Annotated in this window: 23 protein-coding genes and 1 pseudogene; 14 read left to right on the top strand and 10 right to left on the bottom strand. The window is 62.3% G+C overall.

What is annotated here, in order from left to right; translation table 11 throughout:
* Nucleotides 1-3: 3 nt before the first annotated feature.
* From FHX10_RS04715 to FHX10_RS04675, 9 genes are read left to right on the top strand one after another with little or no spacing between them, the layout of a single operon-like run.
* Nucleotides 4-1101, top strand: a complete 1098-nt coding sequence (locus FHX10_RS04715; RefSeq protein WP_063475103.1) for an ABC transporter ATP-binding protein — start codon at nucleotides 4-6, stop codon at nucleotides 1099-1101.
* Nucleotides 1094-2101: an ABC transporter ATP-binding protein gene (locus tag FHX10_RS04710; protein WP_063475104.1), complete on the top strand. Its 1008-nt coding sequence runs from the start codon at nucleotides 1094-1096 to the stop codon at nucleotides 2099-2101. Before FHX10_RS04715 ends, FHX10_RS04710 begins: the two co-directional genes overlap by 8 nt.
* Before the next feature lie 53 nt (nucleotides 2102-2154).
* Nucleotides 2155-3795, top strand: a complete 1641-nt coding sequence (locus FHX10_RS04705; RefSeq protein ID WP_063475105.1) for a dihydroxyacetone kinase subunit DhaK — start codon at nucleotides 2155-2157, stop codon at nucleotides 3793-3795.
* A gap of 46 nt (nucleotides 3796-3841) precedes the next feature.
* Nucleotides 3842-4462, top strand: coding sequence for a dihydroxyacetone kinase subunit DhaL (gene dhaL / locus FHX10_RS04700; protein WP_063475106.1), 621 nt, complete (start codon nucleotides 3842-3844; stop codon nucleotides 4460-4462).
* Entirely contained in the window at nucleotides 4459-4857 is a 399-nt protein-coding gene (gene dhaM / locus FHX10_RS04695; RefSeq protein ID WP_047610384.1) for a dihydroxyacetone kinase phosphoryl donor subunit DhaM, read from the top strand. The genes dhaL and dhaM overlap by 4 nt, the downstream gene beginning before the upstream one ends.
* Complete coding sequence (locus FHX10_RS04690) at nucleotides 4857-5201, top strand: HPr family phosphocarrier protein (RefSeq protein ID WP_028757822.1); 345 nt, start codon at nucleotides 4857-4859, stop codon at nucleotides 5199-5201. The genes dhaM and FHX10_RS04690 overlap by 1 nt, the downstream gene beginning before the upstream one ends.
* Nucleotides 5185-6780 carry a putative PEP-binding protein gene (locus FHX10_RS04685; protein WP_063475107.1) on the top strand — a complete coding sequence of 532 codons (1596 nt, stop codon included), beginning with the start codon at nucleotides 5185-5187 and terminating at the stop codon, nucleotides 6778-6780. The genes FHX10_RS04690 and FHX10_RS04685 overlap by 17 nt, the downstream gene beginning before the upstream one ends.
* 1 nt (nucleotide 6781) lies before the next feature.
* Nucleotides 6782-7189 (top strand): hypothetical protein, encoded by a 408-nt coding sequence (locus FHX10_RS04680; protein WP_028757820.1) that lies wholly within the window; start codon nucleotides 6782-6784, stop codon nucleotides 7187-7189.
* A gap of 51 nt (nucleotides 7190-7240) precedes the next feature.
* Entirely contained in the window at nucleotides 7241-8233 is a 993-nt protein-coding gene (locus FHX10_RS04675) for a dihydroxyacetone kinase subunit DhaK (RefSeq protein WP_063475108.1), read from the top strand.
* A 10-nt stretch (nucleotides 8234-8243) separates the two neighbouring features.
* Here FHX10_RS04675 and FHX10_RS04670 read toward each other — a convergent pair whose 3' ends face one another.
* The 3 genes from FHX10_RS04670 to FHX10_RS04660 form a co-directional block, all read right to left on the bottom strand.
* Nucleotides 8244-8972, bottom strand: a complete 729-nt coding sequence (locus tag FHX10_RS04670) for an esterase family protein (RefSeq protein WP_063475109.1) — start codon at nucleotides 8970-8972, stop codon at nucleotides 8244-8246.
* On the bottom strand, nucleotides 8969-9928 hold the full coding sequence (locus FHX10_RS04665; protein ID WP_063475212.1) for an acetylxylan esterase: 960 nt from the start codon (nucleotides 9926-9928) through the stop codon (nucleotides 8969-8971). Before FHX10_RS04665 ends, FHX10_RS04670 begins: the two co-directional genes overlap by 4 nt.
* Nucleotides 9929-10004: 76 nt before the next feature.
* Complete coding sequence (locus FHX10_RS04660; RefSeq protein WP_028757817.1) at nucleotides 10005-10787, bottom strand: alpha/beta fold hydrolase; 783 nt, start codon at nucleotides 10785-10787, stop codon at nucleotides 10005-10007.
* Between the two features lie 226 nt (nucleotides 10788-11013).
* Between FHX10_RS04660 and FHX10_RS04655 the strand changes: the two are divergent.
* Nucleotides 11014-11281 (top strand): annotated as a pseudogene (locus tag FHX10_RS04655) (FCD domain-containing protein); the annotation flags it as partial.
* Between the two features lie 4 nt (nucleotides 11282-11285).
* Here FHX10_RS04655 and FHX10_RS04650 read toward each other — a convergent pair.
* Nucleotides 11286-11681: a hypothetical protein gene (locus tag FHX10_RS04650; protein WP_063475111.1), complete on the bottom strand. Its 396-nt coding sequence runs from the start codon at nucleotides 11679-11681 to the stop codon at nucleotides 11286-11288.
* A 422-nt stretch (nucleotides 11682-12103) separates the two neighbouring features.
* Between FHX10_RS04650 and FHX10_RS04645 the strand changes: the two genes are divergently transcribed.
* On the top strand, nucleotides 12104-12874 hold the full coding sequence (locus FHX10_RS04645; protein ID WP_097594257.1) for a siderophore-interacting protein: 771 nt from the start codon (nucleotides 12104-12106) through the stop codon (nucleotides 12872-12874).
* A gap of 156 nt (nucleotides 12875-13030) precedes the next feature.
* Here FHX10_RS04645 and FHX10_RS04640 read toward each other — a convergent pair whose 3' ends face one another.
* The 6 genes from FHX10_RS04640 to FHX10_RS04615 all read right to left on the bottom strand — a co-directional run bounded on the left by FHX10_RS04640 (nucleotide 13031) and on the right by FHX10_RS04615 (nucleotide 18634).
* Nucleotides 13031-14242: an FAD-dependent oxidoreductase gene (locus tag FHX10_RS04640; RefSeq protein ID WP_063475112.1), complete on the bottom strand. Its 1212-nt coding sequence runs from the start codon at nucleotides 14240-14242 to the stop codon at nucleotides 13031-13033.
* A gap of 1 nt (nucleotide 14243) precedes the next feature.
* Entirely contained in the window at nucleotides 14244-15473 is a 1230-nt protein-coding gene (locus FHX10_RS04635) for an Atu1372/SO_1960 family protein (RefSeq protein WP_063475113.1), read from the bottom strand.
* A 23-nt stretch (nucleotides 15474-15496) separates the two neighbouring features.
* Nucleotides 15497-16159, bottom strand: coding sequence for an amino acid ABC transporter permease (locus tag FHX10_RS04630; RefSeq protein WP_063475114.1), 663 nt, complete (start codon nucleotides 16157-16159; stop codon nucleotides 15497-15499).
* On the bottom strand, nucleotides 16156-16815 hold the full coding sequence (locus tag FHX10_RS04625) for an amino acid ABC transporter permease (RefSeq protein ID WP_063475115.1): 660 nt from the start codon (nucleotides 16813-16815) through the stop codon (nucleotides 16156-16158). The genes FHX10_RS04630 and FHX10_RS04625 overlap by 4 nt, the downstream gene beginning before the upstream one ends.
* Nucleotides 16816-16822: 7 nt before the next feature.
* Nucleotides 16823-17575 (bottom strand): amino acid ABC transporter ATP-binding protein, encoded by a 753-nt coding sequence (locus tag FHX10_RS04620; RefSeq protein WP_183844920.1) that lies wholly within the window; start codon nucleotides 17573-17575, stop codon nucleotides 16823-16825.
* 180 nt (nucleotides 17576-17755) lie between these two features.
* Nucleotides 17756-18634 carry an ABC transporter substrate-binding protein gene (locus tag FHX10_RS04615; RefSeq protein ID WP_028757808.1) on the bottom strand — a complete coding sequence of 293 codons (879 nt, stop codon included), beginning with the start codon at nucleotides 18632-18634 and terminating at the stop codon, nucleotides 17756-17758.
* Here FHX10_RS04615 and FHX10_RS04610 point away from each other — a divergent pair.
* The 3 genes from FHX10_RS04610 to FHX10_RS04600 all read left to right on the top strand — a co-directional run bounded on the left by FHX10_RS04610 (nucleotide 18576) and on the right by FHX10_RS04600 (nucleotide 20476).
* Nucleotides 18576-18734 (top strand): hypothetical protein, encoded by a 159-nt coding sequence (locus tag FHX10_RS04610; RefSeq protein ID WP_176707367.1) that lies wholly within the window; start codon nucleotides 18576-18578, stop codon nucleotides 18732-18734. The two genes, FHX10_RS04615 and FHX10_RS04610, sit on opposite strands and share 59 nt — an antisense overlap.
* Nucleotides 18735-18797: 63 nt before the next feature.
* Nucleotides 18798-19853: a GlxA family transcriptional regulator gene (locus tag FHX10_RS04605; RefSeq protein WP_063475117.1), complete on the top strand. Its 1056-nt coding sequence runs from the start codon at nucleotides 18798-18800 to the stop codon at nucleotides 19851-19853.
* Between the two features lie 149 nt (nucleotides 19854-20002).
* Entirely contained in the window at nucleotides 20003-20476 is a 474-nt protein-coding gene (locus FHX10_RS04600) for a MarR family winged helix-turn-helix transcriptional regulator (RefSeq protein ID WP_082849719.1), read from the top strand.
* The last annotated feature ends 10 nt before the right edge of the window (nucleotides 20477-20486 follow it).

Genomic DNA, 20486 nt, shown 5'->3' with positions numbered 1-20486 from the left:
ACCATGGCGGATATCCGGATCGAAAATCTCCGCAAGGAATTCGGCAGTTTCGTCGCCGTTCAGGATTCGAGCTTCACCGTCCATGACGGCGAGTTCCTGGCGCTTCTCGGACCTTCCGGCTGCGGCAAGACGACGACGCTGCGCATGATCGCCGGCCTCGAGCTGCCGTCGAGCGGCAAGATTTATCTCGACGGCGAGGACGTCACCTTCAACCGCGCCAGCGCCCGCGACATCGCCTTCGTCTTCCAGCTCTTCGCGCTCTACCCGCATATGAACGTGCGTAAGAATATCGGCTTCCCGCTGCTGTCGCAGGGCATGGCCAAGGCCGAAATCCGAGCCCGCGCCGAGGAGACGGCGCGCCTGCTGCAGATCGACCATATTCTCGACCGCTCGGTGTCCGGCCTTGCCGGCGGCGACCGCCAGCGCGTGGCGCTCGGCCGCGCCATCGTCCGGCGCCCGAAATGCTTCCTGATGGACGAGCCGCTCGGCACGCTCGATGCCGAATTCCGCGAGGTCATGGTTCATGAGCTGCGCGAACTGCACAATCGCATCCACGCGACCACCGTCTATGTCACCCATGACCAGCACGAAGCAATGGCCATGGCCGACAAGATCGCCGTCATGAACCATGGCGTCATCGAGCAGTTCGGCACGCCGCAGGAGATCTATGCCAAGCCTGCGACCATGTACGTCGCCGATTTCATCGGCTCGCCGCCGATGAACTTCATGCGTTTCACCTCGGGCCTGAAAAGCGGCGACCGCTCCATCCTGCTCGACGGCATCGATGTCGCCGTTCCCGAAATCCACCAGGACATGGCCGAGAGCGAACTGGCGCTCGGCGTCCGGCCGGAGCATATCCGCTTCAGCGATGCCTCGGCGCTCCGCGGCGCCGTCTATGGCAGCGAATATCTCGGCACCAACCAGGTCGTCGCCGTGGAAACCCCGGGCGGCCTGATCAGGGCCCGCGTTCCAGCCAATCGCAGCTTCCGGATCGGCGAGAGGGTCGGCCTGGAATTCAATCCGGCAAAACTCGCACTCTTCGACTGCAGGTCGGGCCGCGCGGTGCCGTCCTCACTCTATCAGGAGACCCGGCATGGCTGATGTCGTCCTCAGGAATCTCGCCAAGCGCTTCGGTGATACCCAGGCTCTGGCCGATCTCGATCTTTCGATCCGCGACGGCGAGTTCGTCGTGCTGCTCGGTCCCACGGGTGCCGGCAAGACCACGACGCTGCGGCTGATCGCCGGCTTGGAAAGACCCGATAGCGGCCGCATCGAGATCGGCGGCCGCAATGTCGCCACTGAGGCCCCCGCCGAACGCGACGTCGCCTTCGTCTTCCAGCAATATTCGCTCTATCCGCATATGACGGTTTACGAGAATCTCGCCTTCCCGCTGAAGGCGCCGGTCCGCAAGCTGAGCGCCGAGGAGATCGATCGGCGCGTGCGCGAGGTCGCGCGCATGGTCCGGATCGACCATAAACTCGAGAACCGCTCGACCAGGCTTTCCGGGGGCGAAATGCAGCGTGTCGCGATCGGCCGGGCGCTGGTGCGCCGGCCGGCCATCTATCTGATGGACGAGCCACTGTCCTCGCTCGACGCCAAGCTGCGCGCCGAACTGCGCCTGGAACTGAAGCGTATCCAGAAGGAACTGGGCTCGACGCTGCTCTACGTCACCCATGACCAGGTGGAAGCCATGACCATGGCCGACCGGATCGGCATCGTCGCCGAGGGACGGCTGATGCAGGTGGGAACCCCGCGCGAGATCTACGGCAATCCCGCCAACCTGCATGTTGCCGCCCGCCTCGGCCAGCCGCATATCAACCTTCTGCCCGCCGACCTGCTGCCGGGCGGCCGTCCGCCGGCCGGCACGCAGACCGTCGGCGCCCGCACCGAACATCTCGATATCATTGTCGGCAAGGATGCCAATGCGGAGATCGACTGGATCGAGCATCTCGGCGACCAGAACCATCTGCATATCAGAGCAGGCAATCACAAGCTCGTCACACTCGCCGATCCATATCTGGCGATCGCGCCGGGCGACCGGATCAGCCTGACGCTGCGCGATCCGCTTTATTTCGATGCCGCTGGACAGCGCCTTTCCTGACCGGCAAACAGACATGACGACGGCATGAAAAACAAACAGACGGGTCTCAATCGATGAAACATTTCTTCAACCGCAGGGAAAACATCGTCACCGAAGCCTTGGACGGTCTGCTTCTGACGAGCAGCAACGGTCGTCTCGCCCGCCTCGACAGCTTTCCCGATATCAAGGTGATCCTGCGTGCGGACTGGGACAAATCGAAGGTGGCGATCATCTCCGGCGGCGGCGCCGGCCATGAGCCCTCCCATGCCGGCTTCGTCGGCAAGGGCATGCTGACGGCAGCCGTCTCCGGCGAGATCTTCGCCTCGCCCAGCGTCGATGCCGTGCTGACGGCGATCCGCGCCGTGGCCGGCCCGAAGGGCGCCCTGCTGATCGTCAAGAACTACACCGGCGACCGCCTGAATTTCGGCCTCGCCGCCGAAAAGGCGCGCGCCGAAGGCTTCGACGTCGAGATGGTCATCGTCGCCGATGATATCGCCATCCCCGGCATCAACCAGCCGCGCGGCGTCGCCGGCACGCTGTTCGTCCACAAGATCGCAGGTTATCACGCCGAAAGGGGCGACGATCTGCAAACGGTCGCGGCCCATGCCGCCGCCGCCGCCGGCGACATTGTCTCGCTCGGCATGTCGCTGTCCACCTGCAGCGTGCCCGGTCAGGCGCATGAGGACCGTCTCGGTGCTGATGAAGGTGAACTCGGCCTCGGCATCCATGGCGAGCCCGGCGTCGAGCGCATCACCCTGCAGCCGGTCGCCGATATCGTCGCCACCATGGTGGCGCGCCTGTCGCCTGCGCTGCGCGAAGGCGCAAGCCATGCCCTCCTCATCAACAATCTCGGCGCCGTGCCGCCGCTCGAAATGACCGTCATTGCCAAAGCAGTACTGTCCTCCAGCCTCGCCGCTCGCATACAACTGATCATCGGCCCGGCGCCGATGATGACCGCACTCAACATGAACGGTTTCTCGCTGTCGCTGATCCGGCTGGATGCCGCGCGCGAGGCGGCGCTGACGGCGGCGGTCGAGCCGCATGCCTGGATGCCGGCCGTCGAGCGCCATGAGATCCGGATCATCGCCGCACCGAGAACATCAGCCGGCTTGAACGGCGCGGCCGTGGCCGGGGAAAACACCCGCAACCGGCGCTTGATCACGGCGCTCTGCGAGCATCTGATCTCGCAGGAAAGCGAGCTCAACCGGCTGGACAGCCGCGTCGGCGACGGCGATACCGGCTCGACGGTGGCCTCGGGCGCCCGCAGTGTGCTTGCCCGCTTGGACATGCTGCCGCTCGACCGACCAGCGGCAACGCTTGCCTGCCTCGGCGATATTCTCGGCACCAGCATGGGCGGGTCGAGCGGCGTGCTGCTGTCGATTTTCTTCACCGCGGCGGCAAAGGCGATGGCCGATAAAGCCGATATATCAGCCGCCCTGCTTGCCGGGCTCGACAGGATGACGTTCTATGGCGGAGCCGGAGTCGGCGACCGGACGATGGTCGATGCGCTGTCGCCGGCGCTGCAGGCGCTCGAATCCGGCGATATCACCGCGGCGGCAAGGGCAGCGGCAGCCGGTGCGGAGTCGACAAAGACGATGTTGAAGGCGAGAGCCGGACGCGCCTCCTATGTCGGCGAAAGAGATCTGGCGGGCGTCGCCGATCCCGGCGCCGTCGCGGTTGCCGGCGCCTTCGGCGTGGCGGCAAGCCTCGCCTGACCAAAGAGACGTTTGAAAGCCCGCGGGAGGCGCGGCGACAGGGAGGATGGCAGTGCAGGCGGAACCGGTGCTTGTGGCGGGATTGATCGAGGTGTGCTGCGCGACGATCGCTGATAATACAGATCACCTCTGCGCGCTCGATCGCGCCATCGGCGATGGCGATCACGGAACCAATATGCGGCGCGGCTGCGAGGCGGTGAGCGCCGAAGGCGAAAGCCTGTCCAGCCTGCCCTTTCCCGAAGCCGTGGAAAAAATCGGACTGACGCTGGTAATGAATGTCGGCGGCGCGGCCGGGCCGCTCTACGGCACGCTGCTGATGGAGATCGGCCGCGAGCTTCGCAAAAGCGAGGAAAAGGCCGATTTTTCGCAGGTGCTGAAACAGGCGATCGACGCCGTCGCCAGACGCGGGCGGGCGCATGCCGGCGACAAGACCCTGCTCGACGTGCTCTATCCCGTGCATGCCGCGCTGGCGAAGCGGTCCCCGCTCGGTGACATCGCCCGCAAAGCCGAGCGCTCCGCCGACAGGACGGCAGCGATGAAGGCGATGCGCGGGCGCGCCGCCTATCTCGGCGACCGTTCGATCGGCCATGTCGACCCCGGCGCGTCGAGCTGCGCGCTGCTGACCACGGCGATCTGCCGCTATCTCGGGGAGCACCGTCAGCAATGAATGGAAAGACCACAAACGTAGGCATCGTGATCGTCTCCCACTCGCCGCTGGTGGCAAGGGGCATCGCCGACATGGTGCGGCAGATGGTCGGCGACTGCGTGCCGCTCGCCTGGTCGGGCGGCAACGTCCACGGCGAGCTCGGCACCGATGCCGGCGGCATCCTCAAGGCGATCGAGGCGGCCTGGTCCGATGCCGGCGTCGCCGTCTTCGTCGATCTCGGCGGCGCCGAGACCAACAGCGAGATGGCGATCGAAATGCTGGGGCTTCCCCGCGCGGCGCTCGTCTCCATCTGCAACGCGCCTTTGGTCGAAGGCGCCGTCATCGCCGCCGCCGAGGCGTCGGGGGGCGCATCGCTCGCCAAGGTCGTCGCCACAGCCGAGGAACTGTCCCCTTGATGACGAGCGGATTGCGTAGTGAAAAGCAGGAGCCCGAGCCATTGCACCTGAACTGCCAGACGGAAGTGGAAGTCAAGCACGGCGTCGGGCTGCATGCCCGTCCCTCCGTCACCTTCACGCGGCTTGCCAAGTCCTTCCCCTGCTCGATCGAGGTCGCCGTCAACGGCAGCGATGTCTGGCTGAACGGCAAGAGCATCATCAAGATCATGGGCGCGAGAATTCGCAAAGGTTCGATCCTCCGGATCCGCGCCGACGGTATCCTCGCCGAAGAGGCGATCCGCGCCCTAAAGGAACTCATCGAGCGCAACTTCGATGAGGAAAAGAAACATGGCCGAACCGCTTAGACTGAAAGCGAAGAGCGCATCCCCGGGCATCGCATCCGGCCCGGCCTTTCTCGCGGAGGAGCCAAAGGCTCCTTCCGCAGAGCGGCCGGACGGCGCACCCGCGCCTCAAATCGCCGGCGGATTCGGCGCACTGGAAAAGGCGATCGATGTCTCGATCGGCGAACTCGAGCGCCTTGCCGAGGGCACTGACGCCGAAAGCCGCGATATCATCGATTTCCAGATCGAGGTGCTGCGTGATCCGACGATTGCGGAAGCGACCGGCGCGCGCATGCAAGCCGATGAGAACGTCGTCTTCGCCTGGGTCGCCACGCTCGACGCCTATATCGGCGAACTCGAAGCGGCCGACGAGGAGCAGATGCGGGCGCGCGCCGTCGACATTCTCGACATCAAGAACCGCGTGCTCGGCGCGCTCGCCGGCACACCGACCCCCGATTTCCCGGCTGGCTCGGTCTTCGTCGGCAAGGACATGGAGCCGAGCCGCTTTCTCGCTCATGATTGGTCGAAGGGCGGCGGCATTGCGCTGTTTGCCGGCAGCGCCGCCGGCCATGTCGCCTTGCTCGCCCGGGCGAAATCGGTGCCGATGGTGGTCGGCACGGGTCGTTTTTCGGCAGAAGATGGAGATCCAATCAGCGTGGATGGCGACGCCGGCGCGGTCATCCTGCAGGCGGGCGGCATGCTGATCCCGACACCGGCACAAGCACCTGCTACCGACACGCAGACCGAAAGCGGCGAACTGCGCTCTGCGGACGGTGTGCCGATCCAGCTGTCCATCAACATCAACGATCCCGCCGAGATCGATGCACTCGATCCGGCAACGGCAGGCGTCGGCCTGATGCGCTCGGAATTTTCAGTTGCCTCGGTCGCCGATGCCGCCAATGAGGAACGCCAGCTGGCGATCTATCGCCAGGTGCTGGAGCGGGCGGGCGATAAGCCGGTGATCATAAGAATGCTCGATATCGGCGGCGACAAGCCGCTCGCCGGCCTCGAAGACCTGCCGGCCCTCGCCTCGGGCCTGCGCGGCATCCGGCTGCTGCTCGCTCAGCCGGAAATCGCTCGCGTGCAGGCCCGCGCCCTGCTGCGCACCGCCGTCTTCGGCAGGCTGTCGGTGATGCTGCCGATGGTGACTTTTCCCGACGAAATCGACAGGATGCGGGACATATTTCGCGAAGAAGCCGAAAGACTCGGCCGCCGTGCCTTGCCCCACCGGATGCCGCCGATCGGCATGATGGTGGAGGTGCCAGCAGCCGCATTGATGCTCGACACCTTCGGCTCGGCAGCATTCTTCTCGTTCGGCACCAACGATCTCACGCAATATCTCGCCGCCTCGACCCGCGACAGCAGCGAAGCCGATACCGGCAAGGCGGCACCCGCCGTGCTCCGGCTGATTGCCCAGGCGGTCAAGCTTGCCGCCGGCAAGCCCGTCAGCATCTGCGGCGACATGGCCGGCGATCCGCACTATCTGCCCGGGCTGCTCGCCGCCGGCCTCCGGCATTTTTCCGTGGCGCCGGCCCGGCGTCCCGCGATAAGATCGGCGATCATCGGCCTCAATGCCGATGGCACAAGGGCAGCCGGAGAATAGGATGGCGCGCGAAGACACCGAAGACGCCATTATCGCCTACAAGTCCATTCTGGCGCAGATCATCGACAACAGGCCATCGGGTACACGCCAGCGCCTGGCGACGGCGCTTGGAAAACATCGAAGCTTCGTCACCCAGATCACCAGCCCGACCTATGCGACGCCGCTGCCGGCGCGCCATCTCGCGACCATCGTTCGCGTCTGCCATTTCAGCGGTGCCGAACAGGAGCGTTTTCTCGAAGCCTATCAGGCCGCCCATCCCGGCAAGCTGCCGGATCTCGGCCATTCCGAGAAATTGCGGCACCTGTCGCTGATGGTGCCAGATTTCGGTGACGACAGGAAAAACCGCCTGCTGGAAGAGGCGATCTCGGATCTGGTGCAGAAAATCGTCGCGATATCGGGTGCGGAATGACGAGTGAGCTGATTGACGTAACGTAATGTCTTTAGCCTTGGGAGAGGCTTGATGAAGAAGTTCATGAACACTGCGAAAACCATGGTCGCCGAAAGCGTCGAAGGCTTCGTGCGCGCCCATGATGCTTTCGTGGTGTTCGGGGCTGAGCGCAAATGTATTCGCCGCCGCCATCTCACGTCAGGCAAGGTGGCGCTGATTTCAGGCGGCGGCGCCGGCCATGAACCGATGCATATCGGCTTTGTCGGCCAGGGCATGCTGGATGCCGCCTGCGTTGGCCATATCTTCACCTCGCCGACGCCGAGCCAGATCATCGCCGCCATCGAAGAGACGGATACCGGCGCCGGCTGCCTGCTCGTGGTCAAGAATTACGACGGCGACCTGATGAATTTCGAAATGGCGATCGAGATGGCCGGCGACCGCCACAGCCTCGATATGGTCGTCGTCAGCGACGATATCGAAACGTCGAGAACAGGCGAGGGCCGCGGCCGGCGTGGCGTCGCCGGCACGCTGATCGTCGAAAAGATCCTGGGTGCTGCGGCCGAACGCGGCATGTCGCTTGCCGCATTGAAGCAGCTTGGCGAGGGACTGAACTCGCGGATCCGCTCGATGGGTGTGGCGCTGAACGGCGTGACGGTGCCGCAGACCGAACGCAGCACGTTTTCGCTCGGATCCGGCGAAATGGAAATGGGCGTCGGCATCCATGGCGAACCCGGCCATGCCAGGCAGTCCTTCGCCGCCGCCGACGCCATCATCGGCCATCTCTGCGAGACCATCGCCGACGATATCACGGTCGCGCCGGGCACCCGAGCCCTGCTCTTCGTCAACGGCCTCGGCGGCACGCCGCCGGCCGAACTCTACCTCGCCTATAACAGTGCTCGCCGTTTCATCGAGGAGAAATCCATGCCGATCGAGCGCTCGCTTGTTGGAACCTATGTCACCTCGCTCGACATGCAGGGACTGTCCGTCACCCTCGCCTTGCTGACCGACGAGGAACTCTCGCTCTGGGACGCGCCGGTGGCAACGGCGGCGCTGCATTGGCCGTAACCGCATCCCTTCAGATGTAAAGTGCCGCCATCTTCCGCCAGGTGCCGGCGCGGTGGGCGCGACCATCCCAGACATGCAGCTGATGACCGATGTTCTTTTCGCCGAGCAGCCGGCTGAGATAGCGGTTGTTGTCGAGGAAAGGATCGGCATCGCCGATGGTGAGAACAATCTCCAGCTGACGCAGCCTGTCGAGCCGCCAGTCACCACCGAGACCAGGCAGGAAATGCGTCGGCGTGTGGAAATAGACGCTGTCGTCGTAATAGCCGTCAAACAGGTCGCCAAAGGATTCCACCTTCATCGTCAAGTCGTAGCGGCCGGAAAAGGCGACGAGCTTGCGGAAGAGATGCGGATGGCGGAAGACGAGGCTCGCCGCCTGGAAGGCGCCGAGGCTGCAGCCGTGCACGATGGTGCAATCATGCGGGTTCTTCGCCGCCATCAGCGGCAGCACCTCGTTGAGGATATATTCTTCGAGGGCGGCATGCCGGCCAATGCGCTCGGCCGGATGGCGGTGGAAGCAGTAGAGGCTCTCGGCCGCCAGGCCCTCGATGCAATAGAGCTGGAGATGGCCGGCCTGCAGCTTGTCGGCAAGACTTCCGACCAGACCGAGCTGTTCATACTCGAAGAACCGCCCCTCCCGCGTCGGAAACACCAAAACCTTGGCGCCGGCATGGCCGAACACCAGCATCTCCATGTCTCGATGCAGCCGCTGACTGTACCAGCGGAGATATTCGCGGTTCATGGCACCCTGAAAAACTGTCCGATCTTGTCGCGGAGAACTGCCTCTTGCTTAGCACTGCCAGGATAGTCGAAGTGCCCGGCGTCCAGGATGAAGATTTCATTAAATTTCGGTATCGCATTTGCGACAGCGAACTGGCAGGGCGGCGCGACCGCCGGATCGAAAAGGGCGACGGCCGTCAGCATCGGCACCTTGATCCGTCTGGCGGCGGTCGCCGCATCGTAGAAGCGCAGCGTCTCGAGCGCATTTCCGTGTTCTGCCTGATATTCCTGCACCGATTGGGCGCTGCCGACAGTTGGAAGCTTCAGCCGTAGTGGCTGGTGCCCGAAGCTCGGCAGTGCCAGATGGCCTCGATCGATGCGCTCATCATAGGCGATCGCCATCGCTCCGACACCGCCGCCGAAGCTGATGCCGCTATAGCCGATATGGCCACAGAGCCAAGGATAGAGCGCCGTAAGCGTCGAGACCGCAAGCCAGATATCCTCGACACAGCCGCCGATAATATAGGAGTCCGGCTTGTCGATATCGTGCAGTACATGCCAGGACGGATTCTGGGAGATTGGCGGATGGGCGCTGAGCGACAGCCCGCGGCAGCAGGGAAAGAGGATCGCCGTTTCCTTGATCGGCAGCTCGAAATCAGGACGATCCCGCCCGCCGTAACCATGCCCGACGACCAGACCGCGCCGCACCTCCCCTTTACGCGGCAGGATGAGCCAGCCGCCGATCCGGAACGCGTCCGTGGAGACATAGACAAGGTCGAGCACGTGCCAGTCGGGATGGCTGATTTCACTCCGGGAAAGCACCGGCTTCGGATCGACCGTCAGCGCCTTGTGATACCGCGCCTCCCAGAAATCGTCGAACCCCTCGGGCGCCTCTGGCGGCTCGACCGCGAGAAACTCTTCGAGCCGCATGCCGTAGGTGGGATCGAAATCAAAGGGGTGTGTCGTTGGAATGCTCATCCGGGCTTTGTCCCGTGAAACGGCGGGCTGCGCAAGCCTGGGATCCACGCCGGCCTCCACCAGACGCGGGCCTGGCTCAGTCCGTATTCTGTCCTGCAGCCTCAAGGATCAGCCTCGTGATCTCGTCGGGATGAGAAATCAGTGAGAGGTGGCTGGCCTTCAGCTCGATCGTCTTTGCGCCCATGCGCTTGGCCATGAAGCGTTCAAGATCGGGATTGATCGTCCGGTCCTCGGTCGAGACGGCATACCAACTCGGCTTGGAATGCCAGGCGGCCTGCGTTGTCTTGCCGGTCAGCAGCTCTTTCTGGAACGGTTGTTGCACGGCATAGAGCACTTTCGCCTTCGCCTCCGGCAGGTCGCCGGCGAAATCACGCAGGAAGGCCTCCTCGCTGAGCCGGCCCTCATCGCCGTCGAAGACGATGCCGGCCGAAGCCGGTGGAGTCGGGAAGGTCTTGGCGAGAGCGGTATAATCCTCGCCCGCATCCGGCGCCCGGGCTGCGACATAAACGAGCGCCGAAACATCAGGGTGAACGCCGGCCTCGGTCACGAGCATGCCGGAAAACGAATGCCCGACCAGAACTGTCGGGCCGTCCTGCCGGTCGAGCACTCGCTTCACGGCAGCGACGGCCTCGGGCAGCGTCGTCAGCGGATTCTGCACAGCGGTGGCATTGAGCCCGGCCGCCTGCAGGCGCGCGATCACCTCGGTCCAGCACGAGCCGTCGGCAAACAGCCCATGCGCCAGCACGACGTTGCGCGCCTTCACCGGAGCGGATGTCGCGGCCATGCCGCGGGTGGCGAGCAGAGAAGTGGCGGCGCCGGCAACAAGGGCGGCCGAGAAAGTCCGTCTGTTCATCATCATGATCTGGTTCCTTGTGGGTCAAGAAATTGAAAGATCGAAAGCATGTCGGCTCAAGCCTGAAGAACCGAAGCCCAGTCGAAATCGGCTGATCTACAATGCGATGTCGGGATGGTTCGCCCAGCCCGGCGCAAGGCGTCAACCTTCGCCCCGTTGCGCTCCCGCATATTCAAACTCGGCATTTGAAGCGGCTTCATCTATGCAGAAACCTGCTTGCTGGAGACTTATGTATTCCCATCCGGTCCATGAAGCCATCCATCCCACCGCACACAATGGCGTCCTTGCCGGCAGGCGTCGCCATGCGCAACCGCATGCCCCTTCCGGCGCACACACTGCGCCAGGGCGAACGGCTGCGCCGATCTCAGGACAAACATGAGGCTATCATGCAGGCGATCGCCGACGGCGAGATGGCATCACGGCGCATGCGCGCCCACATGCTGAACGCCGCCACCTCGCTCAGCCGGTTTATCGAGGCGGGCAAGCTGGTATGGGCTTGACGTCCTACGGCACGAGGCAACGGTATTTATAGGCCATCAAGGTCGTCATCAGCTCGTCGCCGGTGGCCTCGCGTATGCCGGGGTTCTCATCCAGGAATGTACACAACGTATTGCCGATCGCCTCAGCTGTGGTTCCAACCGGGACGCACAGGTTTACGCCGACGGAATTGGCAAAATAAGCCGAGTTCACCATCGCCTTCGGTGCAGGAACGGCTTCGGTGAAGATACGGCGGGCCAGATACTCGTCCCGGCTCCACTTGTCCAACCAACCCGCGACATATCCGACGACAAACTGCCGTGAGCCGCCGCAATCAGAATAAAGGAGATCACCGCTGGCAAATCCGGCGGGAATCTTTGCTGAAACCGTTGCCAAAAGGGTGGCGATAAGAATGCCCGACATCGTATCTCCAAAGCTCGCAATAGCGCAGAGCTTCGATCGGGAAAGTGTCGGAAATTAGCTTCAAACGTGTCATCTTTTATGCTGCATTCAAAAGTAGCAACCAGGGCAGATGGCGCTGGGGAGGTTATCGTGGCTGGGCGCCAAATCCCTCCTCCATCGGACGGAACTCCTGCCCGCTGATCGGCCGATCATTGCCCGGCCCGGAACGGCACCGGAAAGTTAAACTTTGGCAATCATCGCCGTTGTCGGCTCCCTTGCGGTTGCACATGCCGCCGTCGTCGGCTACATCATGCCCTCAATGGTCGGGTCACCCGGCCACGTAAGCGTTAACGTCACTCAACGCGTATGATCGAACGGCTTTGCGGCTTCGATCTGCGCGACTGTGTCCTGCGGATCGAGCTCAAGAAAGCTTCTGAGGACACATGGATAACAATCAACTCAAATATCAGACTTCACCTGCCCCCGGCATCGAACGGGTCCGCCACGACACGCGGCGGCGCACCCTCGCCGTCGACAGCGTCGTCGATGTCACCCCCGGTATGCGTCGCATCACATTGACCGGCGATGATCTTGCCGATTTCATCAGTCTTGCTCCCGACGACCACATCAAGATTTTCGTACCGGCCGCCGATGGCGGCGAAGAACGCCGGGACTACACGCCGCGCCGTTACGACAATACTGAGCGGACACTGACCATCGACTTCGCCTTGCACGAGGCAGGCCCGGTGACCCGATGGGCGATCGACGCACGCGCCGGCGACAGGCTCGAGATCGGTGGACCAAGGGGCTCCGCCGTGGTCTCCAGGACGGTAAAACGATGGCTGCTGATCGGCGACGAAACGGCACTGCCCGCGATCGGCCGCCGGATCGAGGAGAGCGGCGCCGGAACCGTTATCACCGCAGTCGCAGCCGTCACTGACCCGCTGGAAGAACAGGTCTTCGAGACATCAGCCGAACTGCACGTCCGCTGGGCGCATCGGCCTCTCTCGCAGGCAACCGATGCCACTGCCCTGCTGAAGCTCCTGAGCACGGTCGACATCCAGCCGGAGACCTTCATCTGGGTCGCGGCGGAAGCCTCGGTAACACGCGATATCCGCGCCCATCTGCTGGAACGAGGTTGCCCGCTCAGCTGGATCAAGGCATCCGGCTACTGGGTATTCGGCAAGGCCGATACGACCGAGAAATTCGGCTAGGACCAACCCCGCATTCCGGATACCATTTGGTGATGAGTTCTCACTCCCTTCATTCCGGATTTTATGATCCGGAACGATCCGATGGATGTGAAGAGGTATGAATTGAGCGAAGCCTCGGCAGCCTCTGCCCGAACGCACCGGGTGCCAGCCACCGACTTATTGAAAGAGATCAACCACGCGGCGGGCAGAACCTAATGCAAGCGTCCATCCCAACATGCCGTGACCGGCATTGATGTAAAGACCTTTGATGCGTCGGGAGGCGGCGATAATGGGCTTGGAGGTCGGAGTCATAGGCCGCTCGCCCGACCATCTCATCAGTTCATCCGATCGCTCGAAAAGGTCGGGCAGCACCGCCGACGCGGCCAGCTTGAGCGTGTCGAAACGTCTGGCATCAAAACCGGCCCCGGGACGCTCGATGTCTGCCAGTCCGGCGACACGAAAACGGTCGCCGATGGCAGCAAAGGCAAGCTTTCGCTTGACGTCTGTCAGGCTGATACTGGGTGCAAGGCCAGTTCTTGGAATGGTGAGCGAGTAGCCTCTGACGGGGCGTATGTCCCGGGCCTCAGGCAAATCGGATATGAGGGAACCGATCTGCGGTCCTGCCGCAACGATGGCGGCATCGACGCGAAGCTCGTCGCGGTCCTCGAACCTCAAGCCTGTCAGCACGCCTCCCGTTTGGACGAAGCTCGAGACCCTCCTGCCGAAAAGCGCCGACACCTGCCCGCGCTCGATCATCCAGATGGTGAGTTGGCGGCAAAATCCAGCCGCATCGCCGAGGGCATCACCGGGAGTGTAAACGGCGCCGGCAATCTCTCCCTGATACGCGGCGAGTGCAGGTTCGATGTTTTCCGCCTCCACCCGCGTCAGCAGGCACTGTTCGAAGCCAAGGGCATTCTTGCGCGCCACACTGGAGTCGGCGGCAGCAAAACTTTGCCGATCGGCGTAGAGATGCAGCTTTCCGGCGACACGGTAATCGAATTCGACATCGGTTTCCTTAAGCAGGATGGCGAGTTCGTGACGGGATTGCTCGGCAAGGCGCAGGATGTCCTGCGTATTGGTCCACCAACGCCTGAGCGATGTATTGGCAAGAAATTTCAAACCCCAGCACAGAAAGTCCCGATCGAGTTGCCACTGGATCCGAAAGGCCGGATCGCGGCTCATTGCAATGGCTGGCAGATGCTTCAGCAAGGCTGGCGACGCCATTGCGTCACCGTAGGCCCAGGACAGCTGCGCGGCGTTGCCGGCACTCGCCCCCATGCCCGGCTCGCTTGCCGCATCGATAAGTGTCACATCATGCCCCGCCCGGGCCATCAGATAGGCCGACGATACGCCGATGACGCCGGCGCCGATCACCGCAACGCGCGCCATCTCAAGCCTCATCGCCGACGACGGCTGTCAGCTCGACTTCAACAGGAACCCCGCGCGGCAGGGATGTTACGCCGATCGCGATGCGGGCATGCGCCCATCGATCCGGGAAAAGCGCTCGGAGCAGTTCCGAAGCCCCATCGACGACGGCGCCGTGGCGCTCGAAAGCAGCATCTGCCGCGACATAGCCCGCCAGCCGGACGAAGCCCAGGATGTTGCCGAAGCCGCCAGCAGCCGCCTCCAGCTGCGCAAGCGCATTGAGAAGCGCCCAGCGCGCGCATTCCCGCCCCTCTTCGATGGAGACGTCCGCTCCGAGATGTCCCGTCTGCAGCACGGCGCCATCCTTCAGCGGCACCTGACCGGAAACGGTGATGATATTGTCGGTCCGCACGGCCCCGGAAAACGCGCCTGGCGGCAAGGATGCTTCCGGCAGAGCAAGCTCGAGCTGTGCCAGCCGTTCGCGCACGCGATTGCTTCCAACCGATGAAACATTGCGCGCCTTGCGGGCTGCCGCTTCTGCGCTGCGGCCGACGAAGGCTCTCATGATATTCCTGTCGAGTTCAGTCAGCCGGTATTCTGGGTGCCATTGAATGCCCAGACAAAAGCCGTCCGTTTCTCCTTCGAACGCTTCGATGGTGCCGTCCGGCGCCCGCGCAGCGACACGGAAGCGTCCGTCGCCGGCCAAAGCATGGCGGTGCAGGCTATTGACGCGCGCTGGACCTTTCCCGACCCAATTGGTGAGCACGCTGTCCGGCTCGACCGTGATCTCGTGCGCCAACACATCGGGAATCCCTTGCGGGATGTGGGATATGGCGGCGGCCGGCAGCTCGGTGCGAAATTTGCCTCCAAGGCATTCCCCGATCAGTTGCATGCCGTGGCAGATGCCGAGAAGCGGCTTGCCCGTTTTCAAGGCTTGCTCGACCAGCTGAATTTCGAACTGTCTGCGCGCGCCTGTCACCTCAGTCCCCGGCCGCGCACCGGTAAGGACGATTCCATCCGCAAGAGCCAACGCCGATGCCAGGTTCTCGAAGTTATAAGGCAGGATCAACGGAATTCCCCCCGCCTCGGCTATGGCGTCCGCATAGTTGGCGCGCACCACATACTCCGTCTCGGTCGGAACACCAGGCGCCTCGCTGACATCGGGCGTCATGAGGATCACCGGCCAACGAGGTTCATGCGATTGCGTTGCATGCCGACGGGCGTTGCCAGTGGCAACGGTCGTTTCAATGGTCATGGTCTTGGCCTTGTGATGACGAGTTAGCGGGCGGCCGGAAGGGCTAGCCGGCGCGAGAGGACCGAGAAAGGCCAGGCTATCGCGAAATAGCAGAGGCCGACGGCAATGTAGATCTGCAAGGGCAGGAAATACTCCGTCGCCATCGACCGCCCGGTGAGGACCAGTTCGTTGACGGTAATCAGCGAAGCGAGCGAAGAATCCTTGAGCAGCGAGACGAAGGTGATGATCATCGGCGCCAGAATGACACGCGCGACCTGCGGCAGGATGATCAGGACGAAGCTCTGGGCCGGGGTGAAGCCAGCAGCCAGCGCTGCCTCGCTCTGCCCGGCCGGTATAGCCTTCAGGCCGGCGCGGAAAAGCTCTGCGACCTGGGCCGCGAAACACAATGCCAGGCCCGCAATCGCCGCGCCGAAAGCATCGAAGACGATCCCGATACCCGGCAAACCGAAATAAAGCAGAAACAAAACCGCCAGCAGCGGCACGCCACGCACGATCGTCACATAAAGGACCGCGAAATACCTCAGCGCTGCAAAACTGGATTTCTGGCAGAGCGACAGCAGCAAACCAAAAACGAATGCCAGGGCAAAGGCACAAACGGAAAGCAAGGCCGTATTCACCATCGCCCGCAACAGCAGAGGCAGCCATTCGACACCATAATCACCATAGGGCGCGAAGAAGACGCTCATCCTTTCAATCTCCCGTAACGTCTTTCGAGGAACCGCGTTGCCTGCATCAGTGGCAAGCTCAGCAACAGGTAGAGTGCCGCCGCCGTCGCGTAGATCATTGTTGTCTGGAAGGACGACGTCACCATGGAACGGGCAAAGAACATGATTTCCGGCGCCGCGATGGCCGAGACGACGGACGTATCCTTGAGAAGCTGCACCGCGTAGTTCCCGAGCGCTGGAAGCGCTATCCGCATGGCCTGCGGCGTCAGGATCTCAAAGATCGTCTGGAGCGGGGTCAACCCTGCGGCAAGCGCCGCCTCCGCCTGCCCGCCCGGCAACGCAGCGAAACCGGCGCGAAAGATTGCGCAGGTAATCGCCGCTCCGATGAGCCCGAGGCCCAGGACGGCCGCCGTGATCGACGTCAATTTCACGCCGATGCTGGCAAGCCCGAAATAGAGGATGAACAGATGCGTCAAGGCCGGCACATTGCAGAGGATCTCGCAGCAGGCATCGATCGCCAGATTGATAAGCTTGATCCCGGCAAATTGCCTGAGCAGGGCGAGAAAAAACCCGAAGGCGGTTGCGAGCGCCAGTGAGGCGATCGTGACGAAAGCGGTTACGCCAAGCCCGGCAACGAGCCCTTCGACGACCGAGAAGAATATGGAAAATCCGGTCATGGCGCGCCTAATGCCGGATCTTGTTGAGAAACGCTTGCGTGCGCGCTTCGCGGGGAGCGGTGATGACCTGGCGTGCCGGCCCGGCTTCGACGATGGTGCCGCCGTCAAGAAACAGGACGCGATCGGCAATGTCGCGCGCAAACGCGATCTCGTGCGTGACGATCAGCATCGTGCGCCCCTCGGCCGCCAGTTCCTCCATTACTTTCAGAACCTCCTGGACCAGTTCGGGATCGAGTGCGGATGTCGGCTCGTCGAACAGCATCAGCTTCGGCTTCTGAGCAAGCGCCCGCGCGATCGCGACACGCTGCTGCTGGCCGCCGGACAGTTCGAGCGGTGAGGCGTCGGCGCGGTGTGTCATATGGACTTTGGCCAACATCTCCAAAGCCAGTTCGCGTGCCTCGGCAGCAGGCAGACCGCGCACCTTGCGCGCTGCGATCGCCACGTTTTCAATCACCGACAGATGCGGCCAGAGATTGAAGAGCTGGAAGACCATGCCCATCTCGGCGCGCTGCGGTGCCAGTTGCCGATCACTCATGACATGGCCGTTGCGCACACCGATCCGCTCGCCATCGAGGCGGATCTCGCCGGCACTGGGCTTTTCCACAAAATTCATGCAGCGCAGACAGGTGGATTTTCCGGAACCGGACGGACCGATCAGGGCAATCTTCTCACCTGGCGCGACATCGAAATCGATGCCTTTGAGAACTTCGATAGGACCATAGCTCTTGCGCAGGCCTGCAACGCTGAGAAGCGCATTCATCGCCGTTTCCTTATGCGATCATATCGACAGCGCCGCGCGTCTTTTCAGACACGCCAAGGACGCTGTAGCACTTTGAATTGCTGCATAATTTTCTCCTGAAATCGATTCCGATTTCAGGAATTATTCAGTAGGCGGAGAGGGACGAAAGCCGCCGATTGCAGCTTCCGTCCGCACGGCCGTTCAGCCGCCAGCTGCGCAGGACGGCAGCTTGTAATCTGCGGGGCGATCGACGCCGGCGCGGAAGTTTTGGCCCACAGGCTTGAACCAGACATCCGACGACAATCCGTAGCGGGCGCCGATTTCCTTCATCTCGCAGGTCTTCCACATGTCGGCGATGATGGCGTCCATCTTCTGGCGCAGATCGTCGTTCTTCTGATTGAGGCCATAGACGACCTGACCGAGACCGGTCAGCAGCGGGAAATCCGGACTGTTATCGGTGAAGGCAAGGAAGTGCATATTCCAATCAGGGTTCTGCTTGATGGCGTAGGAGATCACCGGCGGATCGCCGATGACAGCGTCGATGCGCCCGGCGATAAGATCGCGGACGGCCGCATCGGAAGTGTCGTAGAGCGAGAGCTGGAGATCTTTGATGCTCTTCAATTCCGGAATGAACGAAAAGCCGGTGATCGTGCCGATCTTCTTGCCTTCCAGATCGGAAAGCTTGTCCCAGCTGGTCTTCGTCGATTGCATGATGCCGTTCTTGAAGTAGTGGATCGGTTCGGACAGGGTCATGATCTTCGTACGCTTTTCAGTCCAGCCCATGGTGCCGAGCATGACGTCGACCCGGCCTGACTGAACCGACGCGATCGTACCCGACCATTCCATGAGCGCAGGCTGGATCTTGAGGCCGAGCTTGTCGGCAATGCGTTGCATGATTTCACCGTCATAGCCGACCAGCTTCCCGTCCTGCCAGCCGGAGCCGGGCATGTCGCCGGTAAAGGCAACCGTCAGCTTACCCTGCTCGGCAAGCTCGAAAGCACTGGCGATAGATGAAAGGGACATGAAGCTCCCTGCCAGCAGAGCGCACGTCACCATCCTTCTCGAAAGAGAAAGTGCCATTGTTCTGATCCTTGATTTGTTGGTTCCCCTGTCCGGTGGTTTCAGTTCCCCGGATGTCGCGTTCGACGAGAGCAAACTTGACACCGAAGGTCGCCCTTGAATTTTACAAATCGGACATTTTCTTTGAAAAAAGGACATGACTTCTCTATCATTGCCATGCGCCATGATCACATCCGAGAAACCTTCCGAAGTATCAGCCAACGAGCCGGACTATGTGCGCTGGCTCGACGATCTTTGGGCCGAGCGGCTTCTGGCCGCACGCGACCGAAAGGCCGATCTTTCCATCGGCATTCTCCTCTGGCCGACCTTCCCGATGATGTCGCTGACGGGTATCGTCGAGCCTCTGAGGCATGCGGCGGACTTTGCCGACAATTCCCGTCCATTACATTGTCGCTGGTCGATCATGGGGGCTCCGGGCCATGCAGCGGTGGCCAGCTGCGGCATCCGGGTTCACGCCGACGCGCCCTACATCAACCCGACCGACTTCGACTACGTCGTGGTCATCGGCGGCCTGCTGCCACATCTGCGCGCCGCACCCGGCAAGCATCGCGACTATCTCAGGGTGGCGGCATCGGCGGGTGTGCCGGTAATTGGTGTTTGCACGGGCGCCTTCGTATTGGCTCAGGAGGGACTGCTTACCGGACGCAAGGCGTGCGTCCACCCCTTTCACGCAGAGGATTTCCGGACTGCCTTCCCGCGTCTTGCCTTCTCCACGCGCGACGACTTCCTGATCGAAAACGGCCGCATTACCGTGCCTGGCGGCGTATCGATCCTGTCGCTGATGACGGAGCTGATCCGAACGCATTGCGGACCGGATCGGGCGGCCAAGGCCGTGCACCAGCTTTCGCTCACCGAGCAGAAGCACATGAGCGCCTTCGATCACGGCCGCGCCTCAACATTTCGCCGCACAGAAGATTCGCGCATACAGCGAGCCGTCGTTCTCATCGAGAGTCGGAAAGGCCGCGACGTCTCACCGGAACAGGTGGCCTCTCTCGTCGGTCTGTCACCACGCCAATTCGCGCGTCTCTTCCAGGACAATATCGGCATGGCCCCGAAGCGCTTTATCGTCGAGACGAGATTGCGCTATGGCCGTTTTCTGGTCGAAAATAGCACGCTTCCGATGACTGCCATCGCCTTTGAAATCGGATTCTCCGACTCCGCCCATTTCGCGACCGCTTTTCGCAAGAAGTATGGGAAGCCTCCCAGGAGTTTCCGCTGATCTTTGTCGAGTGACCACAAGCGGCAGGATTGAAAACCGACTTCAACACCATTGCGATTTAATCGGATACGATTTATATAGGTCTCATCGTTAGAAAGCCTGGACAGGATGAACCGATGCCGACGTCTAAAGCAGCTAAGGGGCCGGATATGCTTGCGCCCACCTCGCCTCAGGCAGGCGCAGATGGCAGGAAACTTTCGAATTTCCTGTGTTTCGCGGTCTATTCGGCAAATCTCGCCTTCGGCCGCGCCTATAAGCCGATCCTGGATGAGCTTGGCCTGACCTACACCCAATATATCGCCATGGTGGCTCTCTCCGAACAGGACGACCAAACCGTCGGCGTGTTGGGGGAAAAGATGTTCCTCGAATCCAACACGTTGACGCCCATCCTCAAGAAGCTGGAATCGAATGGTTATATCACCCGTCACCGCGATCCCGCCGACGAACGGCAGGTGCGGGTCAGCCTGACGCCGGCGGGACGCCAACTCGTCGAATCTGATCCCGCCAACGCGCTGCTTGGCGCCACCGGCCTCGGCGACGACTTTCCCGTCGTTCAGAAATCGGTGACGACGCTGCGCGACAACCTGCTGCGATCGATGCAGGGCGAACCGGGGAAATCTTGAATCAGTCGCC

Origin of the sequence: Rhizobium sp. BK591, from assembly GCF_014195045.1 — a bacterium.
Classification (GTDB): Bacteria; Pseudomonadota; Alphaproteobacteria; order Rhizobiales; family Rhizobiaceae; genus Rhizobium; species Rhizobium anhuiense.
This window is presented reverse-complemented; position numbering and strand designations above follow the sequence as displayed.

Bases quoted from the DNA above. Each gene is read 5' to 3' on its own strand.
- FHX10_RS04715 (WP_063475103.1), top strand. From the start codon at position 4: ATGGCGGATATCCGGATCGAAAATCTCCGCAAGGAATTCGGCAGTTTC.
- FHX10_RS04710 (WP_063475104.1), top strand. From the start codon at position 1,094: ATGGCTGATGTCGTCCTCAGGAATCTCGCCAAGCGCTTCGGTGATACC.
- FHX10_RS04705 (WP_063475105.1), top strand. From the start codon at position 2,155: ATGAAACATTTCTTCAACCGCAGGGAAAACATCGTCACCGAAGCCTTG.
- dhaL (WP_063475106.1), top strand. From the start codon at position 3,842: ATGGCAGTGCAGGCGGAACCGGTGCTTGTGGCGGGATTGATCGAGGTG.
- dhaM (WP_047610384.1), top strand. From the start codon at position 4,459: ATGAATGGAAAGACCACAAACGTAGGCATCGTGATCGTCTCCCACTCG.
- FHX10_RS04690 (WP_028757822.1), top strand. From the start codon at position 4,857: ATGACGAGCGGATTGCGTAGTGAAAAGCAGGAGCCCGAGCCATTGCAC.
- FHX10_RS04685 (WP_063475107.1), top strand. From the start codon at position 5,185: ATGGCCGAACCGCTTAGACTGAAAGCGAAGAGCGCATCCCCGGGCATC.
- FHX10_RS04680 (WP_028757820.1), top strand. From the start codon at position 6,782: ATGGCGCGCGAAGACACCGAAGACGCCATTATCGCCTACAAGTCCATT.
- FHX10_RS04675 (WP_063475108.1), top strand. From the start codon at position 7,241: ATGAAGAAGTTCATGAACACTGCGAAAACCATGGTCGCCGAAAGCGTC.
- FHX10_RS04670 (WP_063475109.1), bottom strand. From the start codon at position 8,972: ATGAACCGCGAATATCTCCGCTGGTACAGTCAGCGGCTGCATCGAGAC.
- FHX10_RS04665 (WP_063475212.1), bottom strand. From the start codon at position 9,928: ATGAGCATTCCAACGACACACCCCTTTGATTTCGATCCCACCTACGGC.
- FHX10_RS04660 (WP_028757817.1), bottom strand. From the start codon at position 10,787: ATGATGATGAACAGACGGACTTTCTCGGCCGCCCTTGTTGCCGGCGCC.
- FHX10_RS04650 (WP_063475111.1), bottom strand. From the start codon at position 11,681: ATGTCGGGCATTCTTATCGCCACCCTTTTGGCAACGGTTTCAGCAAAG.
- FHX10_RS04645 (WP_097594257.1), top strand. From the start codon at position 12,104: ATGGATAACAATCAACTCAAATATCAGACTTCACCTGCCCCCGGCATC.
- FHX10_RS04640 (WP_063475112.1), bottom strand. From the start codon at position 14,242: ATGGCGCGCGTTGCGGTGATCGGCGCCGGCGTCATCGGCGTATCGTCG.
- FHX10_RS04635 (WP_063475113.1), bottom strand. From the start codon at position 15,473: ATGACCATTGAAACGACCGTTGCCACTGGCAACGCCCGTCGGCATGCA.
- FHX10_RS04630 (WP_063475114.1), bottom strand. From the start codon at position 16,159: ATGAGCGTCTTCTTCGCGCCCTATGGTGATTATGGTGTCGAATGGCTG.
- FHX10_RS04625 (WP_063475115.1), bottom strand. From the start codon at position 16,815: ATGACCGGATTTTCCATATTCTTCTCGGTCGTCGAAGGGCTCGTTGCC.
- FHX10_RS04620 (WP_183844920.1), bottom strand. From the start codon at position 17,575: ATGAATGCGCTTCTCAGCGTTGCAGGCCTGCGCAAGAGCTATGGTCCT.
- FHX10_RS04610 (WP_176707367.1), top strand. From the start codon at position 18,576: ATGAAGCTCCCTGCCAGCAGAGCGCACGTCACCATCCTTCTCGAAAGA.
- FHX10_RS04615 (WP_028757808.1), bottom strand. From the start codon at position 18,634: ATGGCACTTTCTCTTTCGAGAAGGATGGTGACGTGCGCTCTGCTGGCA.
- FHX10_RS04605 (WP_063475117.1), top strand. From the start codon at position 18,798: ATGATCACATCCGAGAAACCTTCCGAAGTATCAGCCAACGAGCCGGAC.
- FHX10_RS04600 (WP_082849719.1), top strand. From the start codon at position 20,003: ATGCTTGCGCCCACCTCGCCTCAGGCAGGCGCAGATGGCAGGAAACTT.